Consider the following 21,933-nt stretch of genomic DNA (forward strand, 5'->3'; position numbering starts at 1 on the left):
CTACTTTCAATCATAACTCAAGGAATTAGACAATGAAAATCATCACAACACTATCAGTCGCAATGGCGCTCTTTATCACCAGCAATATGGTAACAGCCGGTCCATTAACTGCGGAGCGTGAGGCTCGTATGTTGCGCATCGAAGCACTGACGCAGCAAGTAACGGTAATGCGGAAAAGCCGTTCTTCGATGATAGAAAATCAATTAAAAGTCGCAAGACTACAAGCTGAAATACGTAAGGAAGCTCGTCAACTTGACCGTCTTCGTGATAAAGCTGCTGCACTGCGAAAGCGTGGCTTGTAATATCATCTTAAGCTAATCGTGGCACCCTTGCTAATACCAGTGAGGGGCCACCGCTCTCTCTATCAATCTAATCGATGTGAACCGCAATAAATACTAAACGTGAAGGATTGCTAATTTGCCATGAATGGCGCAATAGTCCCCTCAATAATAACTTCGCTTCGTGATCCAGCTCGTCCGTAAGACAGCGGCAACGAACTCGTAAGCAGCCCCTCGATCTTCCTGATGAGGCACTTAAAGACTTAAATATCTCACGCGTCAGCGCCGACAAAGAGGGCATAAATATTTCTGGCAATAAGCTGTTCGCGATCGTCTGGTGATTGGTGGATAATGGCGGCACTATAAGCCATTTTTTTTCGTGAGTAACACATGCCATTAGCCAGCGCCAGACACATTCTAGTTAAAACCAAAGAAGAAGCAGAAACCATCAAGCATCAAATCGCGGATGGTTCTGATTTTGCCACCTTAGCCAAAAAACATTCGACCTGTAACAGCGCCAAAAATGGTGGTGATCTGGGCGAGTTTGGCCCTGGTAAAATGGTCAAAGCATTCGATAACGTTGTGTTCAAAAAGCCTGTGTTGACGGTACACGGGCCAGTAAAAACCAAGTTTGGCTATCACTTGATCCAGACCATTTACCGCACCTGAAAACTGAGATAGAGAGTAATTGGCATGAGCAAATACAGTTTCTTAGATGACTACAGCGAAGGCTGTCACCCCAATATATTACAGGCTTTGGTTGATACCAATATGTCGCAGCAAACGGCCTATGGTAATGATGATTATTGCCGGCAAGCCAAAGATTTGATTCGGGAACACTTGTGTACAGATGACACGCCGATCTATTTTATTGCAGGCGGAACGCTGGCTAACCTCATCATTATCGCCAGCGCGTTGCGGGCACATGAGTCGGTGATTGCGGTGAGCAGTGGCCATATCGAACTGCGAGAAACTGGCGCTATTGAAGCCACTGGCCACAAAATTATTACCGTGCCTCCTGTGGATGGCAAGCTGACCGTTGAAGCCGTGGAATCTGCACTAACCAGTAATTCACACTTCCCGCACATGACGCGCCCGCGCATGGTGTATATCTCAAATGCCACTGAAACCGGCACGGTGTATACCAAAGCAGAACTTCAGGCGTTGTCTGCAGTTTGTCGCAGCAATAATTTATTACTCCTGCTGGATGGTGCGCGTTTGGCTTCTGCTTTAACCGCTGATATCAATGACCTCACATTGCAGGATATTGCGGCGCTGACTGATATATTTTGGGTCGGTGGAACCAAGGTCGGTGCCTTGCTGGGTGAAGCGGTGGTTATCCCGAATCCGCAACTGGCGATAGATTTTGATTTTCACATCAAACAACGCGGTGCTCTACTGGCGAAAGGGCGTGTGTTGGGCTTGCAATTCCTTGAATTATTTAAGAATGATTTGCTGTTTGAGCTGGCAAGGTCTGCCAATGAGTCAGCGCAAAAGCTTGCCAAAGCTGCCACGGATAATGGCTTTCAACTGGCTGCCACCACAGAGAGTAATCAGATATTCCTGATCTTGCCGAATAGCTTGATTGAGCATTTACAGGAGCGGTTTGAGTTTTACATCTGGGAAAAAGTAGATGATAAATCTTCGGTCATTCGCTTAGTGACCTCATGGGCAACGGATGAATCTCAGGTACAGTTATTTATTGAGGCGATGGCTGCTGCAAATGAGGCTGCTTGATATATAGATTCTTCGTCTGCTGATATTGCAAGCAATCAGCCCGATATCGAGTTCGTTAGCTACAATCTCTCCATTTTAACTGCACATTTTAGCGTTATAGTTTGGCACTAATATCTCTTAAAGCAGCCACCGCAACACCGATGAAAGGTATTGACCTTTCTATGATACGTTTATTGAGGAGTCAAAAATTTTTTGACTGCGAAACAAGCACGGGCAAAAAAGGAAGATATACGCATTGACTACATCCAACCTGGCAATCCTCAACAGAATGCCTATATTGAGCTAGCTTACCGGACAATTTGATACAGTTGGGTTAGTAAGCACCTGTTCGATACACTGGGGGAAGTTCAAGACAATGCAACTAAATGGCTTTTTTTACAATAACGAGCGGCCACATAAAGCCAACGGTGGGAAGCTACCACTAATGGCTGCTTAATCTATACTTTCGGAGTCAGTGAAAAAAGGAGGATTGTTGTTACATCCTACCCCGTATCATGGGTTGTAATTTTACAAAGAACAAAGCGTCAATGAGAATTCAATATCCTCAACAATCTGTTTGCTACGTTCTTCCAGTGTATCGGCATTGACAAAGCGTACTGAAAAACGCTGCTTACCTGCGCTGACTTCCGGGAAGTAATGAACGTTATCGGGTAGTTCGATGCGCAGCAGTTGATATTCACGGTTACCGTTTAGCGTGGCTTGATAAAACCCATCTCTGGCCACCTGATTCACTTGGTTACCACTGTGTCGTACCAGCTCCAGTACAACACTTATTGCATCATGAGCAATCAGGAATGGCTCGACCCAGCCTTTCAGGTCTGCTACCCGGTCAGCCTCGGAGCGGGTATACCAGTAGTTAAAGACTGGTACATCGAAACCATTCACACCACCAGCAATCATCGATCGTTGCTTCAACATGTTTAGAAAACTGTGGCCTTTCAGATGTTGTCCTAACTGACCACGAAACTCATGCAAACGCTTGGCACGGCTGTCTAGTTTATCGAGAATCTCTTGCAGTTTCTCTTTGTCTGCTTCTTCAAGCTCAGCCATACGCTGCAGTGCCTGAGTCTGCCAGTCCAACACATTGAGCGTGGCACTTTTGACATCGAGTCGTGATGACAGATTATATAATTCGAGCAGCACCATTAGCGCAGATTGGCAATTCTCTGGCTTAGGGTTTTCCATGTAGAAGTTAAAACGGTGGATAAGAAATTCCAACCGCGAAAACAATCGAATTTTTTCGTTAAGTGGATGTTCGTAAACAGCCATGTTCTATCTCTTCCTGAAGACAATCCGCGGAATTATACCAGAGATAAAAGCGTCTCATGCAGTTTCTCTATTTGCTTTTTTAATGAGTCTAAATCGCCTGTGTTGTCGATAATGTCGGTGGCAGCAGCCAGCCGTTGCTGACGGGTTGCCTGACTGTCCATGATGCGTTGTATCTGCTCGTCACTCATCTCATCTCTGGCCTTCACCCGCTCAACTTGTTGAGCCTCTGTACAGTCCACAACGACAACACGGTCAAAGTGCTCCGGGTAATTACTTTCGACCAGCAGAGGAATATCAGCAACCACATAAGGCGTCTCTGTTGCGTTGTTGACTTGCTCCAGAATACGCTGGCGAATACGCGGATGAAGGATAGCTTCTAACTGTGTTTTAGCGCTTGGGTCGGAGAATATGCGTTTTTTCAGTGCGCTGCGATCAAGTTGGCCATCGGCCTGGATAACCTCCGGGCCAAAGACCTTGGCGATTTCAGAAAGTGCTGATTCACCCGGTTGTACCACATCACGCGCGATCTGGTCGGCATCCACTACAGTAATGCCTTTGGCCTGTAAACCTTTTGCAACAGTGCTTTTACCACTGCCAATTCCTCCGGTTAGTCCAACTTTTAGCATAGCCATCCATTCTTTATGTATTGAAGTCAGACGTACGCTATCACACAATTGCAGGAATTGTTATGTGGCCGGAAGCCGTTTAAAAGTGAGATTGTTTATTGAATCGGGTCACGAGCAAGTAGTAGAACGTCACGCGTAATTTCATGTGTGAGTCTGCCATTTGCTGGCATGTCTCTTGTAGTACGTCGTCCAACTCTTTTTTGGAGAGTTTAATATTCAGTTGCCTGCTGAGAAACCCATCCCGAATCATTTCCAGCTCATAAGGATCAGAGCAGGCAACATAGCGTGTATCACGGTTGTAAACAACGGGTCCAAGGCTGCGAAAAATGCTAGTCACAAGCTGTTCGTCGACATTCGCATCGTACTTTTTTACGTCTTCAATAACCTGTATTACATCTGCCATCGCAACCTCCGTGTTTGTTCGCTGCGGAATTCTTCGTCTCAAACGGCATTCTCATGAAGTTTGAAACGCTTTTCTTTCCTGACAGAGATAGACGGCAGTGACCTTCTTCCTAATGGTTAATGTGGAAACTCCCGAGGGTCATCCCGGTAACCATTTTCGACGCCTTTAACCACAATAGCGACGGCATCGTGAGGGTGAAGGCTTTCCATATGATTCACGCGGATCCAGAAATCTTTGAGTGAATCTTGCTTATCCAGCGCTTCATGAAGACGTCTTGCGGCATCTTCACAGAACATAAGGTTTTGTCCGTTGAGTCGGGCAAACTCCTGTTCATCTTCACGCTTTACGGCAGCCTGCACAGGGGTTTGTAGTGCATCTTCTATGCTATCAATCAGCTGAGAAATTGGCAGTTCACCGACTTCGTCACTCAGGTTAACGCGGACCTGAGCAAGGCTTCGTTGGCTATGAGGAGTGGCACTAATGCCTTCTTTTGTCCCCAGCCATTGATGAACTTCATCTAAGGATACCATGCCTTCGCTGCCGAATTGATTACGAAAACCTTGTTGGATCAGGTCGCGTGCTAACGCTGCTGAGCAAGGACAGGTGGATGAGTAGGGGACTTCAATCCCAAGTTCTGAGGTGAGGACCCCTTTTCTTAGCGAAGCGATGGCCCTGACTTTGTAGCCTTTCCAGCCAGTGTTATCGCTAATGAGTGCGCGACGACGTTCTAAAAACTCAAAACGACATTCCAGATAGGCGTTATCACTAATGCCATCGTGTGTCTTTACGAACTGTTGCACGACCTTTTGCAAGAGTGCAGGGGTGAGGACTTCATTACCCAACATCTGATCAACCGTTAGGTATAAGCGAGACATGTGAATGCCTTTGCTGGCTGGGTCTGTCAGATTGACATAGGCTTGAATACGCGCAACTGTTTGCATGGTTTCGCCATTACCAGTGGTCATTTTTACTGGCATTTCAATCTCGCTCATCCCCACCCAATTCAGCAGGCCATTCGGGCCGGTATGGGGTTCGTTAGCGATATCAGGAAGTACATTACAGTTGTCTTGAGCGCAATTTGTGGTGCTCATGGCGTCAGGCCTTTTCTTGTGACATAAAGGTGGAATTATACAGAAAGCAGTGTGAGGCGAAATAAATACCCTTACCTGATGCATGATAAAAACAATGGGTGGCCCCTGAAATAACTAAACGTAAGCACTGTTATTGAGTGACATAATAGCGCTATTGGATAGTTTAGGAGTATGCAGATGTTAGTTTCACCGCAGCAATGCGACGACTTTCAGCGTGATGGCGCTGTGCTGATCAAAGGTGTGTTTAAAGATTGGGTGCCTGTTATCGAGGCAGGGATTGCCCGTAATATGGCAGAGCCAGGCGAATATGCTTCTGAGAATGCAGTGGTTGCCGGGCAAGGGCGATTTTTTGATGATTACTGTAACTGGCAGCGTATTCCTGAATTTGAACAGATGATTCGTAATAGTCCGGCATCGGCACTTGCCGCACAGATCATGCGTTCTGAGACGGCGCAATTTTTTCATGATCATGTGTTGGTAAAAGCGGGTGGAACAGCAAAACCAACGCCGTGGCATCAGGACTCACCTTACTACTTTGTTGAGGGCGAGCAGACGGTAAGTTTTTGGATTCCGGTAGATCCGGTCAATCAGGCCAGCTTACGTTTAATTGCGGGGTCTCATCGCTGGTCAAAGCCAGTCCGGCCAGTGAGTTGGGCAGATAATAGTGACTTTTATGAGCAATCAAATGATTGGATGGAAGTACCTGACCCCGACGCCTCACCAGATCAATTTGATGTGCTGGAATGGCAAATGGAACCGGGTGATGCAGTATTATTTGATTTCAGAACAGTGCACGGTGCGAGAGGTAATGTCAGTAACAATAATCGACGTGTTCTGAGTCTTCGGTGGGTAGGTGATGATGCACGCTATGTACAGAGAGACGGGCGAACATCTCCTCCGTTTCCCGGCCATGATATGCAGGCCGGTCAGCGTTTACGCGAAGATTGGTTTCCGGTGTTATATGGTGCGAATTAGTCACCGAACTGGATATCAACCATTAGCTGGTCGGGCATAGCCTCCAGTGCTTTTTGCACATCTCGGGCGCTTAAGCCCTCGGGTAAAGACATATCGATTTTGGCATAGAATAGGGTTTCACTGGACATAGGCGCGGAGCGTTGTTCGGAAATAAGCTCTTCAACATTGACCTGCAAACTAGATAACTCCTGAGTGATGGCGTTTACGATACCCGGAGAGTCCTGACCTAGTACCTCCAGCACCAGTGTTTCGCCGTTTGCGTTTTTGCTTGTGTCTGCTACGACTTCAACGGTGATTTCTATGCCGTCATCCTGCATGCCTGTCAGCGCAGCAACCAATAAATCAACCTTTGACTCAGGGGCCGTTACTTTGAGGAGGCCAGCGAACTTTCCTGCAAGGTGAATCATCCGGCTTTCAGTCCAGTTTCCCTCGTACTCCTTGAGTACTTCAGAAATCATTTTGACTAAACCTGGTCGGTCGTCACTTAGCACGGTTAAAACCAGAGATGTTTGCATAGCTGACTCCTCAAAATTAGGTTGTTTCTGTAACCATACTGACATAAGTTTCAGGAGAATCCTATTGGGAAACTCATGTCAATTCTTACCATTTACTTAGTTATCAAGAAAAACTTCGACTAAGCCTCGCACAGAGTTTGAAAGGTACACGTGATCGGCTGAGGTTATATCCTCAAGTGATAGCGATTGCTCTATCACATGATGCTGCTGAGATGCTAATAAATCACTCCGCATCACCCCCGGCAATGCACCGTCCTTAATCGGAGGTGTAAACAATACACCGCCTTTCTCAATGAACAAATTGTGGCGACTGGCTTCTGCGATATTGCCTTGCTCATTCAGGAACAGCACATCATAAAAACCTTGTGATTCATACTTGGTGAACTCGTCGTTATACAGCTTGCGGTTTGTTGTTTTATGCTGTCGGAACAGATTGTCTGCTTCGACCTTGAAGGGACTGAGTGCAACTTTTGGTAATTGAGTCTTTTGCGTATCGGAGGCATCAGCATGGGAATCTTCAATAGCTTCACTACTTAGAATGCACTGGCCAGAATCATCTAGTAGGAGTCGGACTTTCCGGTTTTGTAGCTTAGTTTTGGCAGTACCTGACACTTCAGCCCGCTCAGACATATTATCCGAACTCAGCCCTGAAACATAATCAGTAATTGCCTCCCGCACATTGGAAATACGCAATGGAATCCCAAAGAAATCCGCACTACTTTTCAAGCGTTCGAGGTGACGCTCAAGTCTGGGAATCTCTCCCGTAGCAGTCTCATAAAGAAACGTCTCAATCAGCTTAAACTGCTCATTCATTCCTGTTAAAAAGCGTGCTTTGAGCTTGCTCTCACGCCATTCATCGGAGGCATCACTTTCATAAATAATACCGCCACCAATACCGAGACTGCCTATGTTTTCAGCGTTCGGAAAGGTTAGGGTGCGAATCGGCACATTAAAGGTGAAATCATTATCGGGCGTAATAAAACCAATAGCACCGGTGTAAATGCCCCGTGGCGTATTTTCTAACTCATGGATAATTTCCATGGTGCGGATTTTAGGAGCACCGGTGATCGAGCCACAGGGGAATAAGCCCTTGATTACCTCAGCAAATGAAATATCCCTATCCACTTCACCTCTGATGCTGGAAATCATTTGATGCAGGGTTTTATAGGTTTGTATTTCAAACAGCTTGCTGACTTTCATAGTGCCGGTTTTGGCCAAGCGTCCGATGTCATTACGCATCAGATCAACAATCATCAGATTTTCAGATTGCTGCTTTTTGTCACCAGCCATTTGTTTCAAGATGGCTGCGTCTTCTTCCTTAGTCACTCCTCTGGCTGCCGTTCCTTTCATGGGTTTGGTCGAGAGTACATTGTCTTGCTTGCGTATAAATAATTCCGGCGATAGCGACAACACTGAGCAATCCGGTAGGTGCATCAGGGATGAAAAAGCAACCGGCTGCCGCTCTCGCAAGGAGGCATATAAACCGTGAATAGTCCCGGCTAATTCAAAGTTAACCCGGTAGGTGTGATTTACTTGATAGGTATCACCTGCTGAAATGTAGTCGTGAATGCGTGATAGATTCTCAACATATTCTGCTTCGGATTCGGCAGGCTGCCAATGCTTGATGTAAGGAGGGGATTCCGGTAACTCAGCCAAGGCGTTAGTGACTTCCTCCGCTGTTGTTCGCTTAACCTGATCAAACGCATAAAAGCGCAATAGCGCCGTGTCATCGCTGCCTAAGGTCGGTAAAAACGGTTGGAGTTTTTCGGACAAAGCATAACCCGCTTCATAGCTGATATAGCCTGCCAGATAATGCCCTTTTTGACGCTCTTCATCGATGATGTTTAAAGCGTCCTCAAACTCTTCAGCGGTATACGCCACAATTTCCCGAACGGGTTGAGTAAACAGCCACGCTTCTTCCTCAGCATATTGAGGCAGCGTGTTTTCAAACAGGATGAATGGCCGCGAATGTTGCAGCAAGTCGCTTAGCTTAGTCATTAGTCTGTGCTTACAAAGAGAAACTTACAGGTAAGTAGTTACCCGGCGAGAAAAGTTGAATCGTGCGGATAACTATTAAACTAGTCAAGCATGATGAGAAGATTATTGATGATTGAGCTTTGTTAACGGTAGGTATGGTTCGGTTCTGCTAGCGTGATTAATGAGTTAAGTGTTTCGGGGGTAACAAGCAATGTCACAACAACTTCTCATCTTCACAGTCATTTTTGCCATTTCGGCTGACATAGCGATCATGCTATACGCCATGAACTAAGCGATTTTCTTATAAATATAGTGCTTTTTTGTGGTGTTTTTCGGTAGTAAAAAATAATCTAAGTAACTGATTTAATGAAATTTAGTTGGTTATTTGGTTTATATATAAGAATTTCATAATATAATGATTGACTATCAATAAGTATTTGCTAATATTCTCTGAAATTGTGCATTGCACGATACACACTTAGAAGAGTATAAAAATATGAATACCACAATAGTTTTCCAGTCATTACTGGGCGGCACCTTAATTGGTGTGGCTGCAGTGTTATTAATGCTGACACTCGGGCGGATATCCGGCGTGAGTGGCATTACCTCAGGTTTGTTATCCCTGTCTATCAAAAAAGACGACTTCTGGCGCATTGCCTTTATCTTGGGCTTGGTCAGCGGGCCATTGCTGCTAGGTTTAGTTGGGGGTGAAATCCCTGAAATCGTTGTCGACACGCGTCTCCCTTATCTGATTGCCGGCGGTTTGCTGGTTGGTTTCGGTGCGACTTTAGGCTCTGGCTGTGCCAGTGGTCACGGGGTTTGTGGCATTGCACGCATTTCACCGCGCTCATTGTTAGCGACTGGTATTTTTGTTGCAGCAGCGGTTGCCACTGTGTTTTTCACACGCGGATAAGGAGTAATCAACATGAAAACTTTTTCAGCATTTATCGCTGGTGCGATATTTTCGATTGGCCTGACCGTATCAGGCATGTCTAACCCGGAAAACGTGATTGGATTTTTGGATATTGCAGGTGACTGGAACCCGGCTTTGATGTTGGTTCTGTTGTCCGCTGTAGTCGTCACCGGTATCGGTTATCGCCTGGCTTGGAAGCGCACTCAGCCGCTATTTGATGAGGACTTCTTCGTGCCAACGAGCCGTATTTTAGATGGTCGCCTCATGACTGGCTCCGCTATTTTCGGCATCGGTTGGGGCTTGGTTGGTTTATGTCCGGGGCCTGCACTCAGCAGTGTGGTGTCTGGCAATAGCAGTATCTACGTCTTCATTATCGCCATGATCGGTGGAATGATTATGCAGCGTAATCTAACCGCCTTTATCGACGGACAAAACAAAGCAGTATCCGCTTAAATCGCTATACCTTTCGGAGCCGCCACAGGCTCCGAAATCTCCTCCCCCGAATTCGCCGCAGTCTAATGAGATTAAATAAATGCGCTTCCTGAGCTACCTCCCAGCATGGGATTGGTTAAAAGATTACGATAAAAAACTGTTTGCCGATGACTCCATGGCAGCACTCATCGTTACTATTATGCTGATTCCGCAAAGTCTGGCTTATGCTTTGTTGGCGGGGCTGCCCGCGCAAGTGGGTTTGTATGCCAGTATCTTTCCTTTATTGGGATACGCATTATTTGGTTCGAGTCGGGTATTGGCGGTAGGGCCGGTGGCGGTAGTGTCATTACTGACCGCATCCAGTATCGGTGCGATTGCTGAGGCGGGATCAATTGCTTATATCGAAGCGGCCTTAGCACTGGCATTGTTATCCGGAATTTTCATGCTGTTGCTGGGGTTATTGCGTGCAGGGTTCGTTGCCAACTTTCTGTCGCATTCGGTGATTTCCGGGTTTATTACCGCCTCTGGTATTTTGATTGCCACCAGTCAGTTAAAGCATTTATTAGGTATCTCAGCGCACGGGCACAGTTTGCCAGAGCTGTTAAGTAGTCTGTTTGCGGGCTTGGATCAGTTTAGTTTGTGGACCTTATTGATTGGCGTGGCGGCCACGGCGTTTCTGTTTTGGGTACGCTCAAGCCTCAAAGCATTATTGCTACGTCGTGGATTCAGTTCAGCGTTGGCTGATATCGTGTCAAAGGCAGGGCCAGTTGCCGCGATTGTGGTATCGATTCTGCTAGTACGCGTGTTGTCGCTGGATGAGCAAGGCGTGTCGATTGTCGGTGAAATTCCTCAGGGCATACCTCCAGTCACTGTACCGCCATTTAACTGGGAGCTTTGGAAAGCCTTACTGCCCGCAGCCATTGTGATCAGTATTATCGGCTTTGTGGAATCAGTTTCTGTTGCTCAAACACTGGCGGCAAAACGCCGTCAATCCATTGACCCGAACCGAGAATTACTCGGCTTGGGTGCGGCCAATATTGCCTCAGCCATGGGGGGCGGTTATCCGGTAACAGGAGGCTTTGCCCGTTCCGTAGTGAATTTTGATGCGGGTGCCAGAACGCCAATGGCTGGCGTGTTAACCGCTGCTGGTATCTTGTTGGCAACGTTATTACTGACCCCGCTGTTTTTCTATCTACCCAAGGCAGTACTGGCTGCAACGATTATTGTGGCCGTGGTTTCACTGATTGATATCGATGCCATCAAGCACACCTGGCGCTACAGCAAAACCGATTTTGCCGCGATGTTTGCGACGATTATGGTCGTGCTATTACTGGGCGTTGAAGCCGGTGTGATTGTTGGGGTGAGTGTGTCGATTCTGGTGCTGTTATGGCAAACCAGCCGTCCGCACATTGCCGTGGTAGGGCAGGTGGGTGACACCGAGCACTTCCGTAATTACCTGCGACATGATGTGAAAATGCTGGAAACCGCAATCATGATGCGGATTGACGAGCGTTTGTACTTTGCCAATAGTCGCAATCTGGAGCAGCGACTCCTGAAAATGGCCAGTGAACATCCCAAGCTCAAAGACGTGGTGCTGGTGTGTACTGCAGTGAATGATATCGACAGCAGCGCCGTGGAGACATTGGAGCGTATCAATGAGCTGTTAGAGACCATGGGCGTGACCTTCCATTTGGCTGAAGTGAAAGGTCCGGTGATGGATAAATTGCAGCGTTCGCACCTGTTACACGCGCTAACCGGACAAGTCCATTTAAGCCAGTACGCGGTATTTAAGCAGTTGCAACAGGCAGAGGTCTGATACTGGGTGCAATTGGGTATTGATGCGGTTTAAGATGGTGACCTTTCTGATTTTTGGATATGGGTCATGGATCATCTTAGTCGCTCGTTGCTCAATACCTTCACTGCTCAGCCACTGGACAGAGTGGCGCACGGACGCAAAGATAAGGATTGGCTAAGCGCACAAGCAAACCACCGCAATGCCCGTTTTCTGGTGCTGAATAAACATAATTTAATGGCCTATGGTCAGCAGCCATTGATTCTGTCGCTGGCGCAATTTCAGCAGCTGGATGTGTCAGAGCCGACCGCGTTATTGGGTGTGAAAGATAAAGGCACTGAGCAGGAAAGTCCGGTGTTCAAAATCAATGTGAATGATCCCGACACCGCGCTTGCACCACTGCTGAATAACCCTGAATTTGCTGATATCGAGGCGTTTGAAGCGCACCCTCTGCGCGGTTTTGTACACTGTCTGGATGGCGATACTGCATCCATGTATTCCTACGCTTCTATCCTCAATCACTGGCATCAAACCACACGTTTTTGTACGCGCTGCGGCTCTGGATTGGTGCAAAAAGAAGGTGGCGTTATCCAGCAATGCAGTAATGATGACTGCCGTCATATCGAATTTCCACGGATTAATTCAGCCGTGATTATGCGCGTGACAAATGGCGAGAAGATTCTGTTAGCCCGTCAGGAAACCTGGCCGGAAGGTCGCTATTCGGTATTGGCAGGCTTTGTTGAAGTCGGTGAAACACTGGAACATGCCGTGCAGCGTGAAGTCATGGAAGAGGTCAATGTGCCCGTTGAGAACATCAACTATCACTCCTGTCAGCCGTGGCCGTTTCCTAACTCACTGATGCTGGGTTATACCGCGGAAGCATCCGCCACTGAGTTTGAACTTGAGCAGGATGATATTGCCGAAGCCATGTGGCTGACTGCTGATGAGCTGATTGAAAAAATGCGCGAAGGCACAGTCATGCCGCCGCCGAATCTGTCCATTTCTTACCGGCTGATTAATGATTGGTTCGCTGAGAAAACCGGCACGCAACTTAGCGATTACCAGCCGGAAGCACCTTGGCAGGATTAATGTAAGATTAAAAAACCAAGCATACGCTTAAGAATGGCTACCGGGATTGTTGTCATGCAAGATTGATTCTTGCATTTATCTTAGGTTTGTCATTGGATCACACCACATAAAACGGCCCGAGCGGTCACTAACGAGAACATCTTATGGAACTGTTAGTCTTTGATTTAGATGGCACATTACTCAATGGTGAGCAGCAAATCACCGAGTACACCCGTGACACGCTGAAGCTGTTACAGCAGCGCAATATCGCTTATACCGTGGCCACGGGGCGTACCATTCACGCGGCGCGCGCGGTGATGCAGGATACGCATTTCCCCTTGCTGCATGTGTATAACAATGGGGTGGTGATCTGGAATCCGGAGTCGACCGACTACATTCATCACAACCATTTAACGCACGCTGAAATTGATGCCGTGCTGAATGCCTTCTCTGATCAAACCATTACGCCCTTTGTGTTTACTATCGAGCCGGATGGCAGTCATGCCGTGTATCACGCGCCGCCGGAGAATGAGGTCTGCCGTCATTATGTATCGTTGTTTGAAGCCAATGACAGTATCCAGAATAAGCCTTTGGTGAGTCTGCATCCGACTGCGGAAATTACCAATATCAATGCGCTGGGTAGTCAGGTTGAGATTAAAGCGATTTGTGATCAGATAAAAGATCAGGATCATCTGGTGGTGTACACCGGTGGCGATATGTACAAGACGGATTTTCATTGGTTGGATATTCATCACAGTGCGTCGAGTAAAGGCGGTGCGGTGGAAATGCTCAAGGAATCGCTGGGCTATGATCGGGTGATTTGTTTTGGTGATAGTGATAATGACATCAGCATGTTTGAAATTGCGGATGAGGCTTATTCCCCGGCGAATGCCTTGGATGAGTTGAAGGCGATTTCTACGGAGGTGATTGGGCATCATGATCAGGATGGGATCGCGCGGTTTTTGCGGGAGTATTATTCGTTGTAGTGGGGGGGGGGAGTGACGGGCAATCTGGTATTCACTTTGCTTCGCCCCTCGCAGGCTCGGAAGGTCTACGCAAATTGAATTCCGGATTCCCCTTTGTGCGAGCGTTTGGCGGTGGGAGTTGCCGCGCCCCTTTAAATTGGTCTTGAAAATTGGTGCGATTGAACTTTGTCAGGGTTTGCGGTAGTTGGTGGGATGTATAGGTGTAAAAAAGAGGCTGAATAATAATCTGGCTATTAGTATGATGGCTGGATATATCCTGATACATAAAATCCTATATGCCTAAAGTCTTTATCAGCTACGCCCGTGACGAAAGTCATGGTCAAAACCTCGCAACAGAATGCCAGCAAGCGCTACAAACGGCTGGCTTTGAGGTGTTTCGCGATGTGATTGGTTTAAAGCCGGGTGATGTCTGGTATAGCAAGCTGGAGTTTGAGCTGGAAACCAGCGATGTGGTGGTGCTGATTGTTTCTGAAAAAGTGCGTCGTTCTAAGTGGGTGCATAATGAAATCAGTATGGCGGAGGAGATTGGCCTGCCGGTGATTCCGGTGTTTGCAGAGGCGGTTCGTTCGCCATTGTGGTTGCGGCATTTGCAGGCTTTGGATTTTGCGGTTACTGCGGATTGGCCAGTACTAATTAGCTCGGTGGCTTCGCATGGTATTCAAGATGCAGAGACAGAAAGTGCCCAGTTAAAACAGCCGCAGACTCCAGAACCGGTTATTTTAAAGCCGGAAACCGAAACAACGATTATTCCTGCTACGCAAGCAAGTCCGAGTATTGTGACTGCGCCCTCGATTCAAGACAGCTTGGTATATCGACGTGATCAATATCGTGAAACCTGCGCTTGGGCGAGTGAAGTGGATATTGACGATTTTGGGGTTTATGCTGATTTGGAAATAAGCGAGGTGGTTCAACGTTTTCGCTTAATCCAGCCCGGTACTTTCTGGATGGGGTCACCAGGTTCTGAGGCGGAGCGTAGCGACAATGAGACACGCCACCAAGTTACCTTAAGCAAAGCGTTTTGGTTGGCAGACACCGCGTGTACTCAAGCATTTTGGGAAGCGGTGATGGGTAATAATCCATCTCATTTCAAAGACGGTCCAAATAGCCCCGTTGAAGGAGTCAGCTGGAATGATATTCAGGAGTTTATTCAGACACTCAATACTATGCAGCCCAGTTTATCAGTACAACTACCGACGGAAGCACAATGGGAATATGCCTGCCGCGCAGGGACGAATTCTCTGTTTTCATTTGGCGCTAAGATTACGCCGGAGCAAGTAAACTATGACGGTAATCATCCTTATGCTGGCGGTGAAAAAGGCTTGAAAAGAGGTAAAACTGTTTCGGTTAAGTCATTAGAGGCTAACGCTTGGGGCTTATATGAAATGCATGGAAATGTTTGGGAGTGGTGTCAGGATGCTTATAAAAGTGATCTAGGTACTGAAGCTTGTACTGATCCACTCAATGAGTCGGGTGACTTCCGTGTGCTGCGCGGCGGCTCGTGGGTCAGCTACGGCGGGGGCTGCCGGTCTGCGTGTCGTAACAGCTACCGCCCTGATCGCCGCCTCAGCGACTTCGGTTTCCGGCTTGCCCGAGGTCAGTAGCGCGTAGCGCTTGGGCTTTTACCTGTTAACTTGCGCAAGCAATGGGGATTGTGGCAGAGAGCGACCGGGGAGCGACGGCCACAAGCAGCGTTGATTGCGCCGCGCGAAGCGCGAAATTTGTGCTATGGATTTAGCGGTCATTTATGTAGCAGGACAATTCATTGTGTTGGACGTAGCAGGCCCAAGTATAGAGCGCCGGCAAACCTTGCATAGAAAACTATAACTTATCACAGAACAGGTGTTGAAATGGATCAGGGGGACAGAAATACAGAGGTATTTCGTGGCTTAAACAGAGCATTAAGAAATAATGGTTTTCAATTACTTGCTCAGCCGATTCATGCACTTAATAAAAACAAATTTGCTCAACCATATCGATACTATGAGTTGTTGGTACAAATGTTAGGGAAGGATGGAGAGGTGTTTTCATCAGATGAATTTGTTCCCGTGGCAGAATATTTTGAGATGATGCCGGAGCTTGATCGTTGGGTAGTGCGAGAAGCGTTTAAGCACATTGCATTGTTTAAGCCTACGGATAATCCACCCTTATTTGCGATCAATCTATCCGGACAAACTCTTGATGACGAAGGGTTCTGTGACTTTGTACTAGAAGAACTGAAGCGCACGGGCATAGATGCACGGATGATCTGTTTCGAAATTACTGAATCCGTGGCAGTTAATGATGTATCGCTAGCTTCTCATTTTATCAGTAGTCTGAAGGCGCTGGGGAGTCGTTTTACTCTGGATCAATTTGGAACAGGTGTAAGTTCCTATGGGTACTTAACATTCTTGGATGTGGACTGTCTGAAAATCGCTGACATTTATGCTCAAGACTTGATGAGTGATAGCATCGCTAGAAATATCGTTGAATCTGTCACTCAGGTCGGGCATTCAATGAAGTTGGAAATCATTGCCAACGGTGTTGATGATGAAAATGCCATCGCTTTGTTACAAAAGATGGGTGTTGATTATGGCCAAGGTGATGCTATTTCAAAGCCAATGTTGTTGGAGGATGTGTTCGCATCGTACACTGGGGAGGAGGCTTTGAGCTAACCGTTTAGCGGTTGAAAAGCCTGATTAGGCAGCCGCACTCAATGTAAAGTCAGCGTGTATCGTTTCATAAGGCACACAAACGCCGTTGTCATCTTGCTCAATAATTCCATGTGTCATTAAAAGCTTAACATCATCATGTACCCGTCGAACATCACGTTCAACTTGCTTAGCGAGTGATCTAATACTAGTTTTACCAAGTGCTTGCAGTTTGACAACTAACTCCCAACGACGAGCGTTAATGACTTCAAAGAAACTGGCAGGGGAGGTAAATGTAAGATATTCGCCAGAGTATTCCGCACTTTCCCATGCATCTAGGAATTGAGTAGCGGCGGCTTTTTGTGCGTCTGCTTCACTTAAAATTTTGATTTCTAATGTGCGTTTATTTACTTGCATTGTCTTGCCTCCTTTCTTCTTCTACGTCGGATAAAAAGTCATTAATAAGTTGTTCTATAGTTGTGAAAGTATAGTCTTCCTCATCAGTTCGGTAGTGTCGGTGATCGCCTTTGGGTCTTTCGTTATCATAGCCAATAATGCGTTCACCGGATCTTCCGTAAAACAAGCTGTATTTGAATTGATGCCTGCTACCAACGACAGACTCTGGCAGTCCCCAAATCACCATTTCTTGTATATGTCCGCTATCGAAAACGATTCTGTTTTTGAATATTAGTTTGGCTGCCATGTTGACATTATGACAACGTTTATTGCTTTTGGTCAACTAAAGGTTTTAGTGATAAGTCACCGTTTAAAATCATAATCACTAAACTTTGAACATCAATCCGCCGAATTCATCTCCTTCAATAATCCCCTAGCCATATACAGCAACATCAAAAAAGCCGCCGCCAATAAACCCCAAAGCAGATACTTATACGAACTTCCCGTGTCCTTTTCTGCTACCGCAGAGAGCTGAGCAACCGAAGCAATTTCAACGACTTCAGGCGTGGTGGCTTTCAGAAGTTGATCTAATTGCATACGAGTTTTTGCTTGTGCGTTCCGACTGCCATAGCGAATTTCAAACGGTGCTTTTCCTTGTGCGACAAATACTAATTCCAAAGGCTCCCACGCCAGTGCTAGTTTGGGTATAGTATCTGCTGCAATTTCTTGTTCCAAATCAATACGCCATTCCTGCGGCGACACTCGATTAGGTGCAGTGTTAGCTTGTGAGGCGACTAAATCATCATTCATTTGGATCGAGTATTGCAAGAAGCTCTGGCTAAAGGACCAGTTATCGGGCTTGCTGCCCATGCGTTCTGTGCTACGGGTATAAAGGCGACCTTTGTATACGCTGTCAGTGGTTAAGCCTTCCAAACGCCACTGCTTGATAGATAGCGAAGCTGGCGTTTCATACAGAAACTGACGGCTATTTTCAGTGGCTTTTAAATCAACATTATTCCAGTTTAAGGAGCGACTCACACTGACGCGTTGGTAATCACCCGATACCTGTTTTAAGGCTTTGAGTAGTGGTGCAAAGTCCTCAGCACCAGACAAACGAATGAAGCGTTTTTTGACTGATTGTTTGAAGCGCAACTCATGGTTTTTCAATATCACGCCATTCTCAGACAGGCGATACGGAAGCTGTTCGATAGCGACCGACTGCCATTGTGTCAGGTCATCACTGGTTTCAACCTTGAGAGATTTTGGCATCCAATGCCCCAGTTCACCCCAGTCTAGTGTGAGTTTTTGTAGAGGTAGTGGTGCCTTGTCGCCATCAATCGTTGGGTTATCAATAATCAGATATTGTTGTCCTGCCTGAATCAATTTCACAGTTTTATAACGCTGCCCATCCGCTTCTTGCCTGAGAATAGTGCCAAGCTTTTCAATGTCACCCGTTGGGAAGAAATTGAGAGTGCGGGTCTGTTTCTGAGTTTGCTTATTGGCACTCATCGCACGAATGGTAAACGGCACAGCTTGCTGATCTGCGTTGTAGACCTGTAAATCCTGCAGGTCTTTTTGCAATAAATTAGACATCACCGGCCATGTTAACGGCACGCTTCTGAGTGAGCTGTTGCCATCAGTCAATGTGGCTTTGAAGTGGTAATCGTCCGCACTTCCGGTCTGCTTGCTCGCGGAATCGGCTGACGCCACGGAAGCCGAACCTATCCATAAACAAGCGACTAAGGTTAATGTTGATTTAAACATCCGATGCTTCCTCTTTTGTGCTGTCTGCTTCTGTTTTAGCCGTCTTTTTCGTGTTGTCATCAAGAGTATCTTCTGGCTTAGTTGCGTCTTCATTATCACTGTCTAATATGCTTGGCATGGGGGCTAAGTAGCCAATGAATAACAGCAGTCCACCAACACTGAGGAAAGAGATGACTCGTTCCAGCGTGCCTGATGAGGCGAAATCTACGATAAACAATTTCAGTACGACGAGTGCTAACAAGGCTGCACCCGCGAACCACAAGTTACGGCTAAATGTGCGGTTACCACGCCATGCCAAAATCATTCCGAACAGTGTCCAAACGATGGCTAAAGTGGTTTGTGTAACGGGTTGTTGCAAGAGGCTTGGGAAGCTCCATGCGTAGCCGTAGTAGTTGTGCAGGATGCGTAATATGGTGATATTCAGCGCAACAAAGATAAGTAATACCGTGGCGTAACGCATTAGCTCTGACGACCCTTTTTGTCCGGTCGGATTTAGCTGACGATATAGTCGGTGCAGCGTTAGACCAATTAGTGCAATGACGATATCAAGTGGATTTAGCAGTGGTATCCACGGCAACGGGTCAGAGTTACCCGGTGACGCTAGTGATGCGAAAACCCAGAGTCCGCAAAGTCCTGCAAATGGTATCGCGACGGTATTGATCAGTTGTTGACGGTATTCTCCCACCGGCCATACTTTGACGCGTAAAATGATCCAGATGGTAGCTAAGAAAACCAATGGCAAACTAGCGAGATACCATCCATTTAGGAAGTCTAGCTTTGCACTCATCCAGTGGCTGACTTCGTGTGTCAGTAAGACCGCGACTAGCCAAAACATGACGGTGTGTAGCGTGCCTAATAACTCAGTAAAGCGGGCTTTTTTCTGGTGCAAATAAAGTGCAACATACAGGCTGATAATGGCTAATGGCCACATGAAAATTCCAGCGCCTGAGGTTAGCGATTCACCAGTTTCCAGCAGTTTGAGTAGCGCGATACCTACCATAAACAGCGATAAAGGCAGTAGATAGCGGACTAAGTTCCACGTTCTGAAGCGTGTTGAAATGATCAATAATGCGCTGAGAATAGTCGCGTAAACAAGGTGTAACGTTATTACTGAGTCTAGTAAATCAAAGCGGACGATTTCCCATTCAAAGGCGATCCACTGTAAGCCGATCGGAATGAAAAATAGCGATGAAGATAGCGCCTTCTCATAAGGTCGTTTGCCTTCAAAATCTTTGGATAAAAGGTGACTACAAACCAGCATAGACACAGTGATCAGCATGAGGGCGATGAATTCGCCATTGGTAAATGGGCCGGCTTCAACTCCGTAGAATGAGTTGAATACTGCTTGATAGATCAAGGCTCCCAATGCGGCAAAGTGCAGGAAGACTGCAAAAGCGCGCCGTACCCATTGTTGCTGGCGAATGCTCACCCACAAGATTCCAACCCCCTCGATTGCCCAAGTCGCAGCAGTCAGTGCGCCATCGACGGCGAAGGGGACGGATAAGGTGGCAAAGATCACACCCAGAGACAAGAACGTTTCAGCGAGTAACTTCTGTGGTTTGCCGTAGCGTTTCCAGAGTCCTCTGCTCAGTAACAGATAGAAGACGCCCAAGACTAAGGCACTGATGGCGACACCGTATTCAAAGTCTTGTACCAACGCTACCTGCATGGCAAAGCCAATAATGGGGACGCCAAAGACTAATGTACTGTCGACTTTATCCTTGAAGTCAACGGGTGTGCGTATGGCAAATAGCACCGCGATAATCACATAAATCAGGAAGAACAGAATCAGGAATGGCTCGGTGGTTGAAAAGAATGCGGGTTGATAAGAATCCATTCCCCACAAACTGGCAATCACAAAGGTAAATACAAAGCCTAGTAAGTTGAGCGAACGCCATGATTTAAACCAGGCGATAGTCACGATCCCGAGGTTGAGTAGCGCGTAAAAGCTGAATAAACCGATGTAGTTATTACTGCCTGTTGAGGTCAGTAGAGGTGCCAGAAAACCACCGGCAGTTGCAAACATGGCCAGTGACAGGCTGTTTTGCAGTACCGCCAAGATAACGCCTGCGATAACCACGATAACGAGTAAACCAAAGGCGATGGTAGATGGGATTAGCTGATATAAACTAAACGCGCCAAATACGGTGAGATAGAGCAATCCAATACCGCCGGCTTGTAATATCAAACCATAGGCACCGGCTCGTTCTCGTAAGCGCCATCCGAAAAATAGTAAGACTAGTGCGGTTGCAGCAGCACCTGCCAGACGTAGTTCGACCGGAATAAGGTCTCTTTCCAGTGAGTAGCGCAGTAGGAATACCACACCGATAAAGAGCAATACGATACCTGCACGCACAAATGGATTACCACCAATAAACCAGTCTTTTGCCATACCGATGGCTTTGCTGACGATGGATGGTTCTGCGGGCTTTTTCGGGGTATGTTTCTTGGTGCTTTTGGAAAATGTTGTGCGTGGATTGTTAGGTTTAGACGTCGTTGCTTCGCTTTCGCTTGGTGGATTTGGTTCGGCTAGCGTAATAGCTTCCGGTGAGGAGTCCAGTTGTAAAGTTTGAGCATCGGCTTTTTCGTCTAACCAATCTGTTTGTCGTGAGTGGCTTTGCGTGTCTGAGGTGACATCAGATTGGGCGGTGGCAGACAGAGTGGGGGACTGATCTGCTAACAGCTGCATCTGGTGCTTCAGTTGGCTTTCTAGATTACTGATTTTTCCTGAGAGTTGGTTAACCCAAGCTAACAGCAAGCCGACGGCTGCACCTATTAACATCTCTCCTCCGGCAGCACCTAGGAATGCTCCGATGAGAATAAAAACAATAAAGATAACCATGACTCCGTCCCGAACGATTTGTATATCCGGAGTATAGTGAGGAGTACACTATAATGGTTGGATTGAATGATAAATGGAGATATTCAGGACTAAAGGTATTATTTTTTGCTGCTTTTTAAGTTTTTAGCCTCAGTCATTGTGGTCACCAATCAGTTGGACTGGTGACCGACAATTTTTATGACCGCTTGATTTTTGATCGCCAAGAACGTCATTGTAAACGGTTAGATTTACAGGCTCAATAT

General features: G+C 46.8%; 21 protein-coding genes and 1 pseudogene. 12 read left to right on the forward strand and 10 right to left on the reverse strand.

Annotated elements, in window-relative coordinates; all coding sequences use genetic code 11:
• The first annotated feature begins 32 nt into the window (after positions 1–32).
• From DKW60_RS21350 to DKW60_RS21370, 4 genes and pseudogenes are all read left to right on the forward strand, one after another.
• Positions 33–302 (forward strand): hypothetical protein, encoded by a 270-nt coding sequence (locus DKW60_RS21350; RefSeq protein WP_109839695.1) that lies wholly within the window; start codon positions 33–35, stop codon positions 300–302.
• Between the two features lie 366 nt (positions 303–668).
• Entirely contained in the window at positions 669–947 is a 279-nt protein-coding gene (locus DKW60_RS21360; protein ID WP_109839696.1) for a peptidylprolyl isomerase, read from the forward strand.
• Between the two features lie 24 nt (positions 948–971).
• Entirely contained in the window at positions 972–2,015 is a 1,044-nt protein-coding gene (locus DKW60_RS21365) for a threonine aldolase family protein (RefSeq protein ID WP_109839697.1), read from the forward strand.
• Between the two features lie 213 nt (positions 2,016–2,228).
• Positions 2,229–2,451: pseudogene (locus DKW60_RS21370) on the forward strand (integrase core domain-containing protein); the annotation flags it as partial.
• Positions 2,452–2,522: 71 nt separating this feature from the next.
• On the opposite strand, the gene zapD reads toward DKW60_RS21370, so the two are convergent.
• The 4 genes from zapD to folE2 all read right to left on the reverse strand — a co-directional run bounded on the left by zapD (position 2,523) and on the right by folE2 (position 5,404).
• Positions 2,523–3,284 carry a cell division protein ZapD gene (zapD, locus tag DKW60_RS21375; protein ID WP_109839698.1) on the reverse strand — a complete coding sequence of 254 codons (762 nt, stop codon included), beginning with the start codon at positions 3,282–3,284 and terminating at the stop codon, positions 2,523–2,525.
• Positions 3,285–3,316: 32 nt separating this feature from the next.
• Positions 3,317–3,910, reverse strand: a complete 594-nt coding sequence (coaE, locus tag DKW60_RS21380) for a dephospho-CoA kinase (RefSeq protein WP_109839699.1) — start codon at positions 3,908–3,910, stop codon at positions 3,317–3,319.
• Positions 3,911–3,989: 79 nt separating this feature from the next.
• Entirely contained in the window at positions 3,990–4,313 is a 324-nt protein-coding gene (locus tag DKW60_RS21385; protein ID WP_109839700.1) for a DUF2853 family protein, read from the reverse strand.
• A 116-nt stretch (positions 4,314–4,429) separates the two neighbouring features.
• Positions 4,430–5,404 carry a GTP cyclohydrolase FolE2 gene (folE2, locus tag DKW60_RS21390; RefSeq protein WP_109839701.1) on the reverse strand — a complete coding sequence of 325 codons (975 nt, stop codon included), beginning with the start codon at positions 5,402–5,404 and terminating at the stop codon, positions 4,430–4,432.
• 177 nt (positions 5,405–5,581) lie between these two features.
• Here folE2 and DKW60_RS21395 point away from each other — a divergent pair, with 177 nt between their 5' ends.
• Positions 5,582–6,379, forward strand: coding sequence for a phytanoyl-CoA dioxygenase family protein (locus tag DKW60_RS21395; RefSeq protein WP_219988865.1), 798 nt, complete (start codon positions 5,582–5,584; stop codon positions 6,377–6,379).
• Here the strand turns inward: DKW60_RS21395 and DKW60_RS21400 are convergent.
• On the reverse strand, positions 6,376–6,894 hold the full coding sequence (locus tag DKW60_RS21400; protein ID WP_109839703.1) for a glycine cleavage system transcriptional repressor: 519 nt from the start codon (positions 6,892–6,894) through the stop codon (positions 6,376–6,378). The two genes, DKW60_RS21395 and DKW60_RS21400, sit on opposite strands and share 4 nt — an antisense overlap.
• Before the next feature lie 96 nt (positions 6,895–6,990).
• Positions 6,991–8,892 (reverse strand): aminodeoxychorismate synthase component I, encoded by a 1,902-nt coding sequence (gene pabB / locus DKW60_RS21405; RefSeq protein WP_109839704.1) that lies wholly within the window; start codon positions 8,890–8,892, stop codon positions 6,991–6,993.
• A 475-nt stretch (positions 8,893–9,367) separates the two neighbouring features.
• Between pabB and DKW60_RS21410 the strand changes: the two genes are divergently transcribed.
• From DKW60_RS21410 to DKW60_RS21440, 7 genes are all read left to right on the forward strand, one after another.
• Positions 9,368–9,784, forward strand: coding sequence for a YeeE/YedE family protein (locus tag DKW60_RS21410; protein ID WP_109839705.1), 417 nt, complete (start codon positions 9,368–9,370; stop codon positions 9,782–9,784).
• Positions 9,785–9,796: 12 nt separating this feature from the next.
• Entirely contained in the window at positions 9,797–10,237 is a 441-nt protein-coding gene (locus tag DKW60_RS21415) for a DUF6691 family protein (RefSeq protein ID WP_109839706.1), read from the forward strand.
• Positions 10,238–10,316: 79 nt separating this feature from the next.
• Positions 10,317–12,032 carry a SulP family inorganic anion transporter gene (locus DKW60_RS21420; protein WP_109839707.1) on the forward strand — a complete coding sequence of 572 codons (1,716 nt, stop codon included), beginning with the start codon at positions 10,317–10,319 and terminating at the stop codon, positions 12,030–12,032.
• A gap of 66 nt (positions 12,033–12,098) precedes the next feature.
• Positions 12,099–13,097: an NAD(+) diphosphatase gene (nudC, locus tag DKW60_RS21425; RefSeq protein WP_109839708.1), complete on the forward strand. Its 999-nt coding sequence runs from the start codon at positions 12,099–12,101 to the stop codon at positions 13,095–13,097.
• A gap of 143 nt (positions 13,098–13,240) precedes the next feature.
• Entirely contained in the window at positions 13,241–14,062 is an 822-nt protein-coding gene (locus DKW60_RS21430; protein WP_109839709.1) for an HAD family hydrolase, read from the forward strand.
• Positions 14,063–14,337: 275 nt separating this feature from the next.
• Positions 14,338–15,663: an SUMF1/EgtB/PvdO family nonheme iron enzyme gene (locus DKW60_RS21435; RefSeq protein ID WP_109839710.1), complete on the forward strand. Its 1,326-nt coding sequence runs from the start codon at positions 14,338–14,340 to the stop codon at positions 15,661–15,663.
• A gap of 246 nt (positions 15,664–15,909) precedes the next feature.
• Positions 15,910–16,713: an EAL domain-containing protein gene (locus DKW60_RS21440; RefSeq protein WP_109839711.1), complete on the forward strand. Its 804-nt coding sequence runs from the start codon at positions 15,910–15,912 to the stop codon at positions 16,711–16,713.
• 24 nt (positions 16,714–16,737) lie between these two features.
• On the opposite strand, the gene DKW60_RS21445 is transcribed toward DKW60_RS21440, so the two are convergent.
• From DKW60_RS21445 to DKW60_RS21460, 4 genes are all read right to left on the reverse strand, one after another.
• A complete protein-coding gene (locus DKW60_RS21445) occupies positions 16,738–17,106 on the reverse strand; it encodes an HVO_A0114 family putative DNA-binding protein (protein ID WP_181389839.1) in 369 nt (122 codons plus the stop codon).
• Entirely contained in the window at positions 17,093–17,392 is a 300-nt protein-coding gene (locus DKW60_RS21450) for a toxin-antitoxin system TumE family protein (RefSeq protein ID WP_109839712.1), read from the reverse strand. Before DKW60_RS21450 ends, DKW60_RS21445 begins: the two co-directional genes overlap by 14 nt.
• Before the next feature lie 92 nt (positions 17,393–17,484).
• The gene (locus DKW60_RS21455; RefSeq protein ID WP_181389840.1) at positions 17,485–18,849 is read right to left on the reverse strand and encodes a DUF3999 family protein; all 1,365 of its coding nucleotides are present in this window, start codon (positions 18,847–18,849) and stop codon (positions 17,485–17,487) included.
• Entirely contained in the window at positions 18,842–21,691 is a 2,850-nt protein-coding gene (locus DKW60_RS21460; protein ID WP_109839714.1) for a DUF2339 domain-containing protein, read from the reverse strand. The genes DKW60_RS21455 and DKW60_RS21460 overlap by 8 nt, the downstream gene beginning before the upstream one ends.
• Positions 21,692–21,933: the final 242 nt, after the last annotated feature.

Source organism: Leucothrix pacifica (assembly GCF_003172875.1).
GTDB lineage: Bacteria > Pseudomonadota > Gammaproteobacteria > Thiotrichales > Thiotrichaceae > Leucothrix > Leucothrix pacifica.

Coding starts and splice junctions, on each gene's coding strand:
- DKW60_RS21350 (WP_109839695.1), top strand. CDS start 33: ATGAAAATCATCACAACACTATCAGTCGCAATGGCGCTCTTTATCACC.
- DKW60_RS21360 (WP_109839696.1), top strand. CDS start 669: ATGCCATTAGCCAGCGCCAGACACATTCTAGTTAAAACCAAAGAAGAA.
- DKW60_RS21365 (WP_109839697.1), top strand. CDS start 972: ATGAGCAAATACAGTTTCTTAGATGACTACAGCGAAGGCTGTCACCCC.
- zapD (WP_109839698.1), bottom strand. CDS start 3,284: ATGGCTGTTTACGAACATCCACTTAACGAAAAAATTCGATTGTTTTCG.
- coaE (WP_109839699.1), bottom strand. CDS start 3,910: ATGCTAAAAGTTGGACTAACCGGAGGAATTGGCAGTGGTAAAAGCACT.
- DKW60_RS21385 (WP_109839700.1), bottom strand. CDS start 4,313: ATGGCAGATGTAATACAGGTTATTGAAGACGTAAAAAAGTACGATGCG.
- folE2 (WP_109839701.1), bottom strand. CDS start 5,404: ATGAGCACCACAAATTGCGCTCAAGACAACTGTAATGTACTTCCTGAT.
- DKW60_RS21395 (WP_219988865.1), top strand. CDS start 5,582: ATGTTAGTTTCACCGCAGCAATGCGACGACTTTCAGCGTGATGGCGCT.
- DKW60_RS21400 (WP_109839703.1), bottom strand. CDS start 6,894: ATGCAAACATCTCTGGTTTTAACCGTGCTAAGTGACGACCGACCAGGT.
- pabB (WP_109839704.1), bottom strand. CDS start 8,892: ATGACTAAGCTAAGCGACTTGCTGCAACATTCGCGGCCATTCATCCTG.
- DKW60_RS21410 (WP_109839705.1), top strand. CDS start 9,368: ATGAATACCACAATAGTTTTCCAGTCATTACTGGGCGGCACCTTAATT.
- DKW60_RS21415 (WP_109839706.1), top strand. CDS start 9,797: ATGAAAACTTTTTCAGCATTTATCGCTGGTGCGATATTTTCGATTGGC.
- DKW60_RS21420 (WP_109839707.1), top strand. CDS start 10,317: ATGCGCTTCCTGAGCTACCTCCCAGCATGGGATTGGTTAAAAGATTAC.
- nudC (WP_109839708.1), top strand. CDS start 12,099: ATGGATCATCTTAGTCGCTCGTTGCTCAATACCTTCACTGCTCAGCCA.
- DKW60_RS21430 (WP_109839709.1), top strand. CDS start 13,241: ATGGAACTGTTAGTCTTTGATTTAGATGGCACATTACTCAATGGTGAG.
- DKW60_RS21435 (WP_109839710.1), top strand. CDS start 14,338: ATGCCTAAAGTCTTTATCAGCTACGCCCGTGACGAAAGTCATGGTCAA.
- DKW60_RS21440 (WP_109839711.1), top strand. CDS start 15,910: ATGGATCAGGGGGACAGAAATACAGAGGTATTTCGTGGCTTAAACAGA.
- DKW60_RS21445 (WP_181389839.1), bottom strand. CDS start 17,106: ATGCAAGTAAATAAACGCACATTAGAAATCAAAATTTTAAGTGAAGCA.
- DKW60_RS21450 (WP_109839712.1), bottom strand. CDS start 17,392: ATGGCAGCCAAACTAATATTCAAAAACAGAATCGTTTTCGATAGCGGA.
- DKW60_RS21455 (WP_181389840.1), bottom strand. CDS start 18,849: ATGTTTAAATCAACATTAACCTTAGTCGCTTGTTTATGGATAGGTTCG.
- DKW60_RS21460 (WP_109839714.1), bottom strand. CDS start 21,691: ATGGTTATCTTTATTGTTTTTATTCTCATCGGAGCATTCCTAGGTGCT.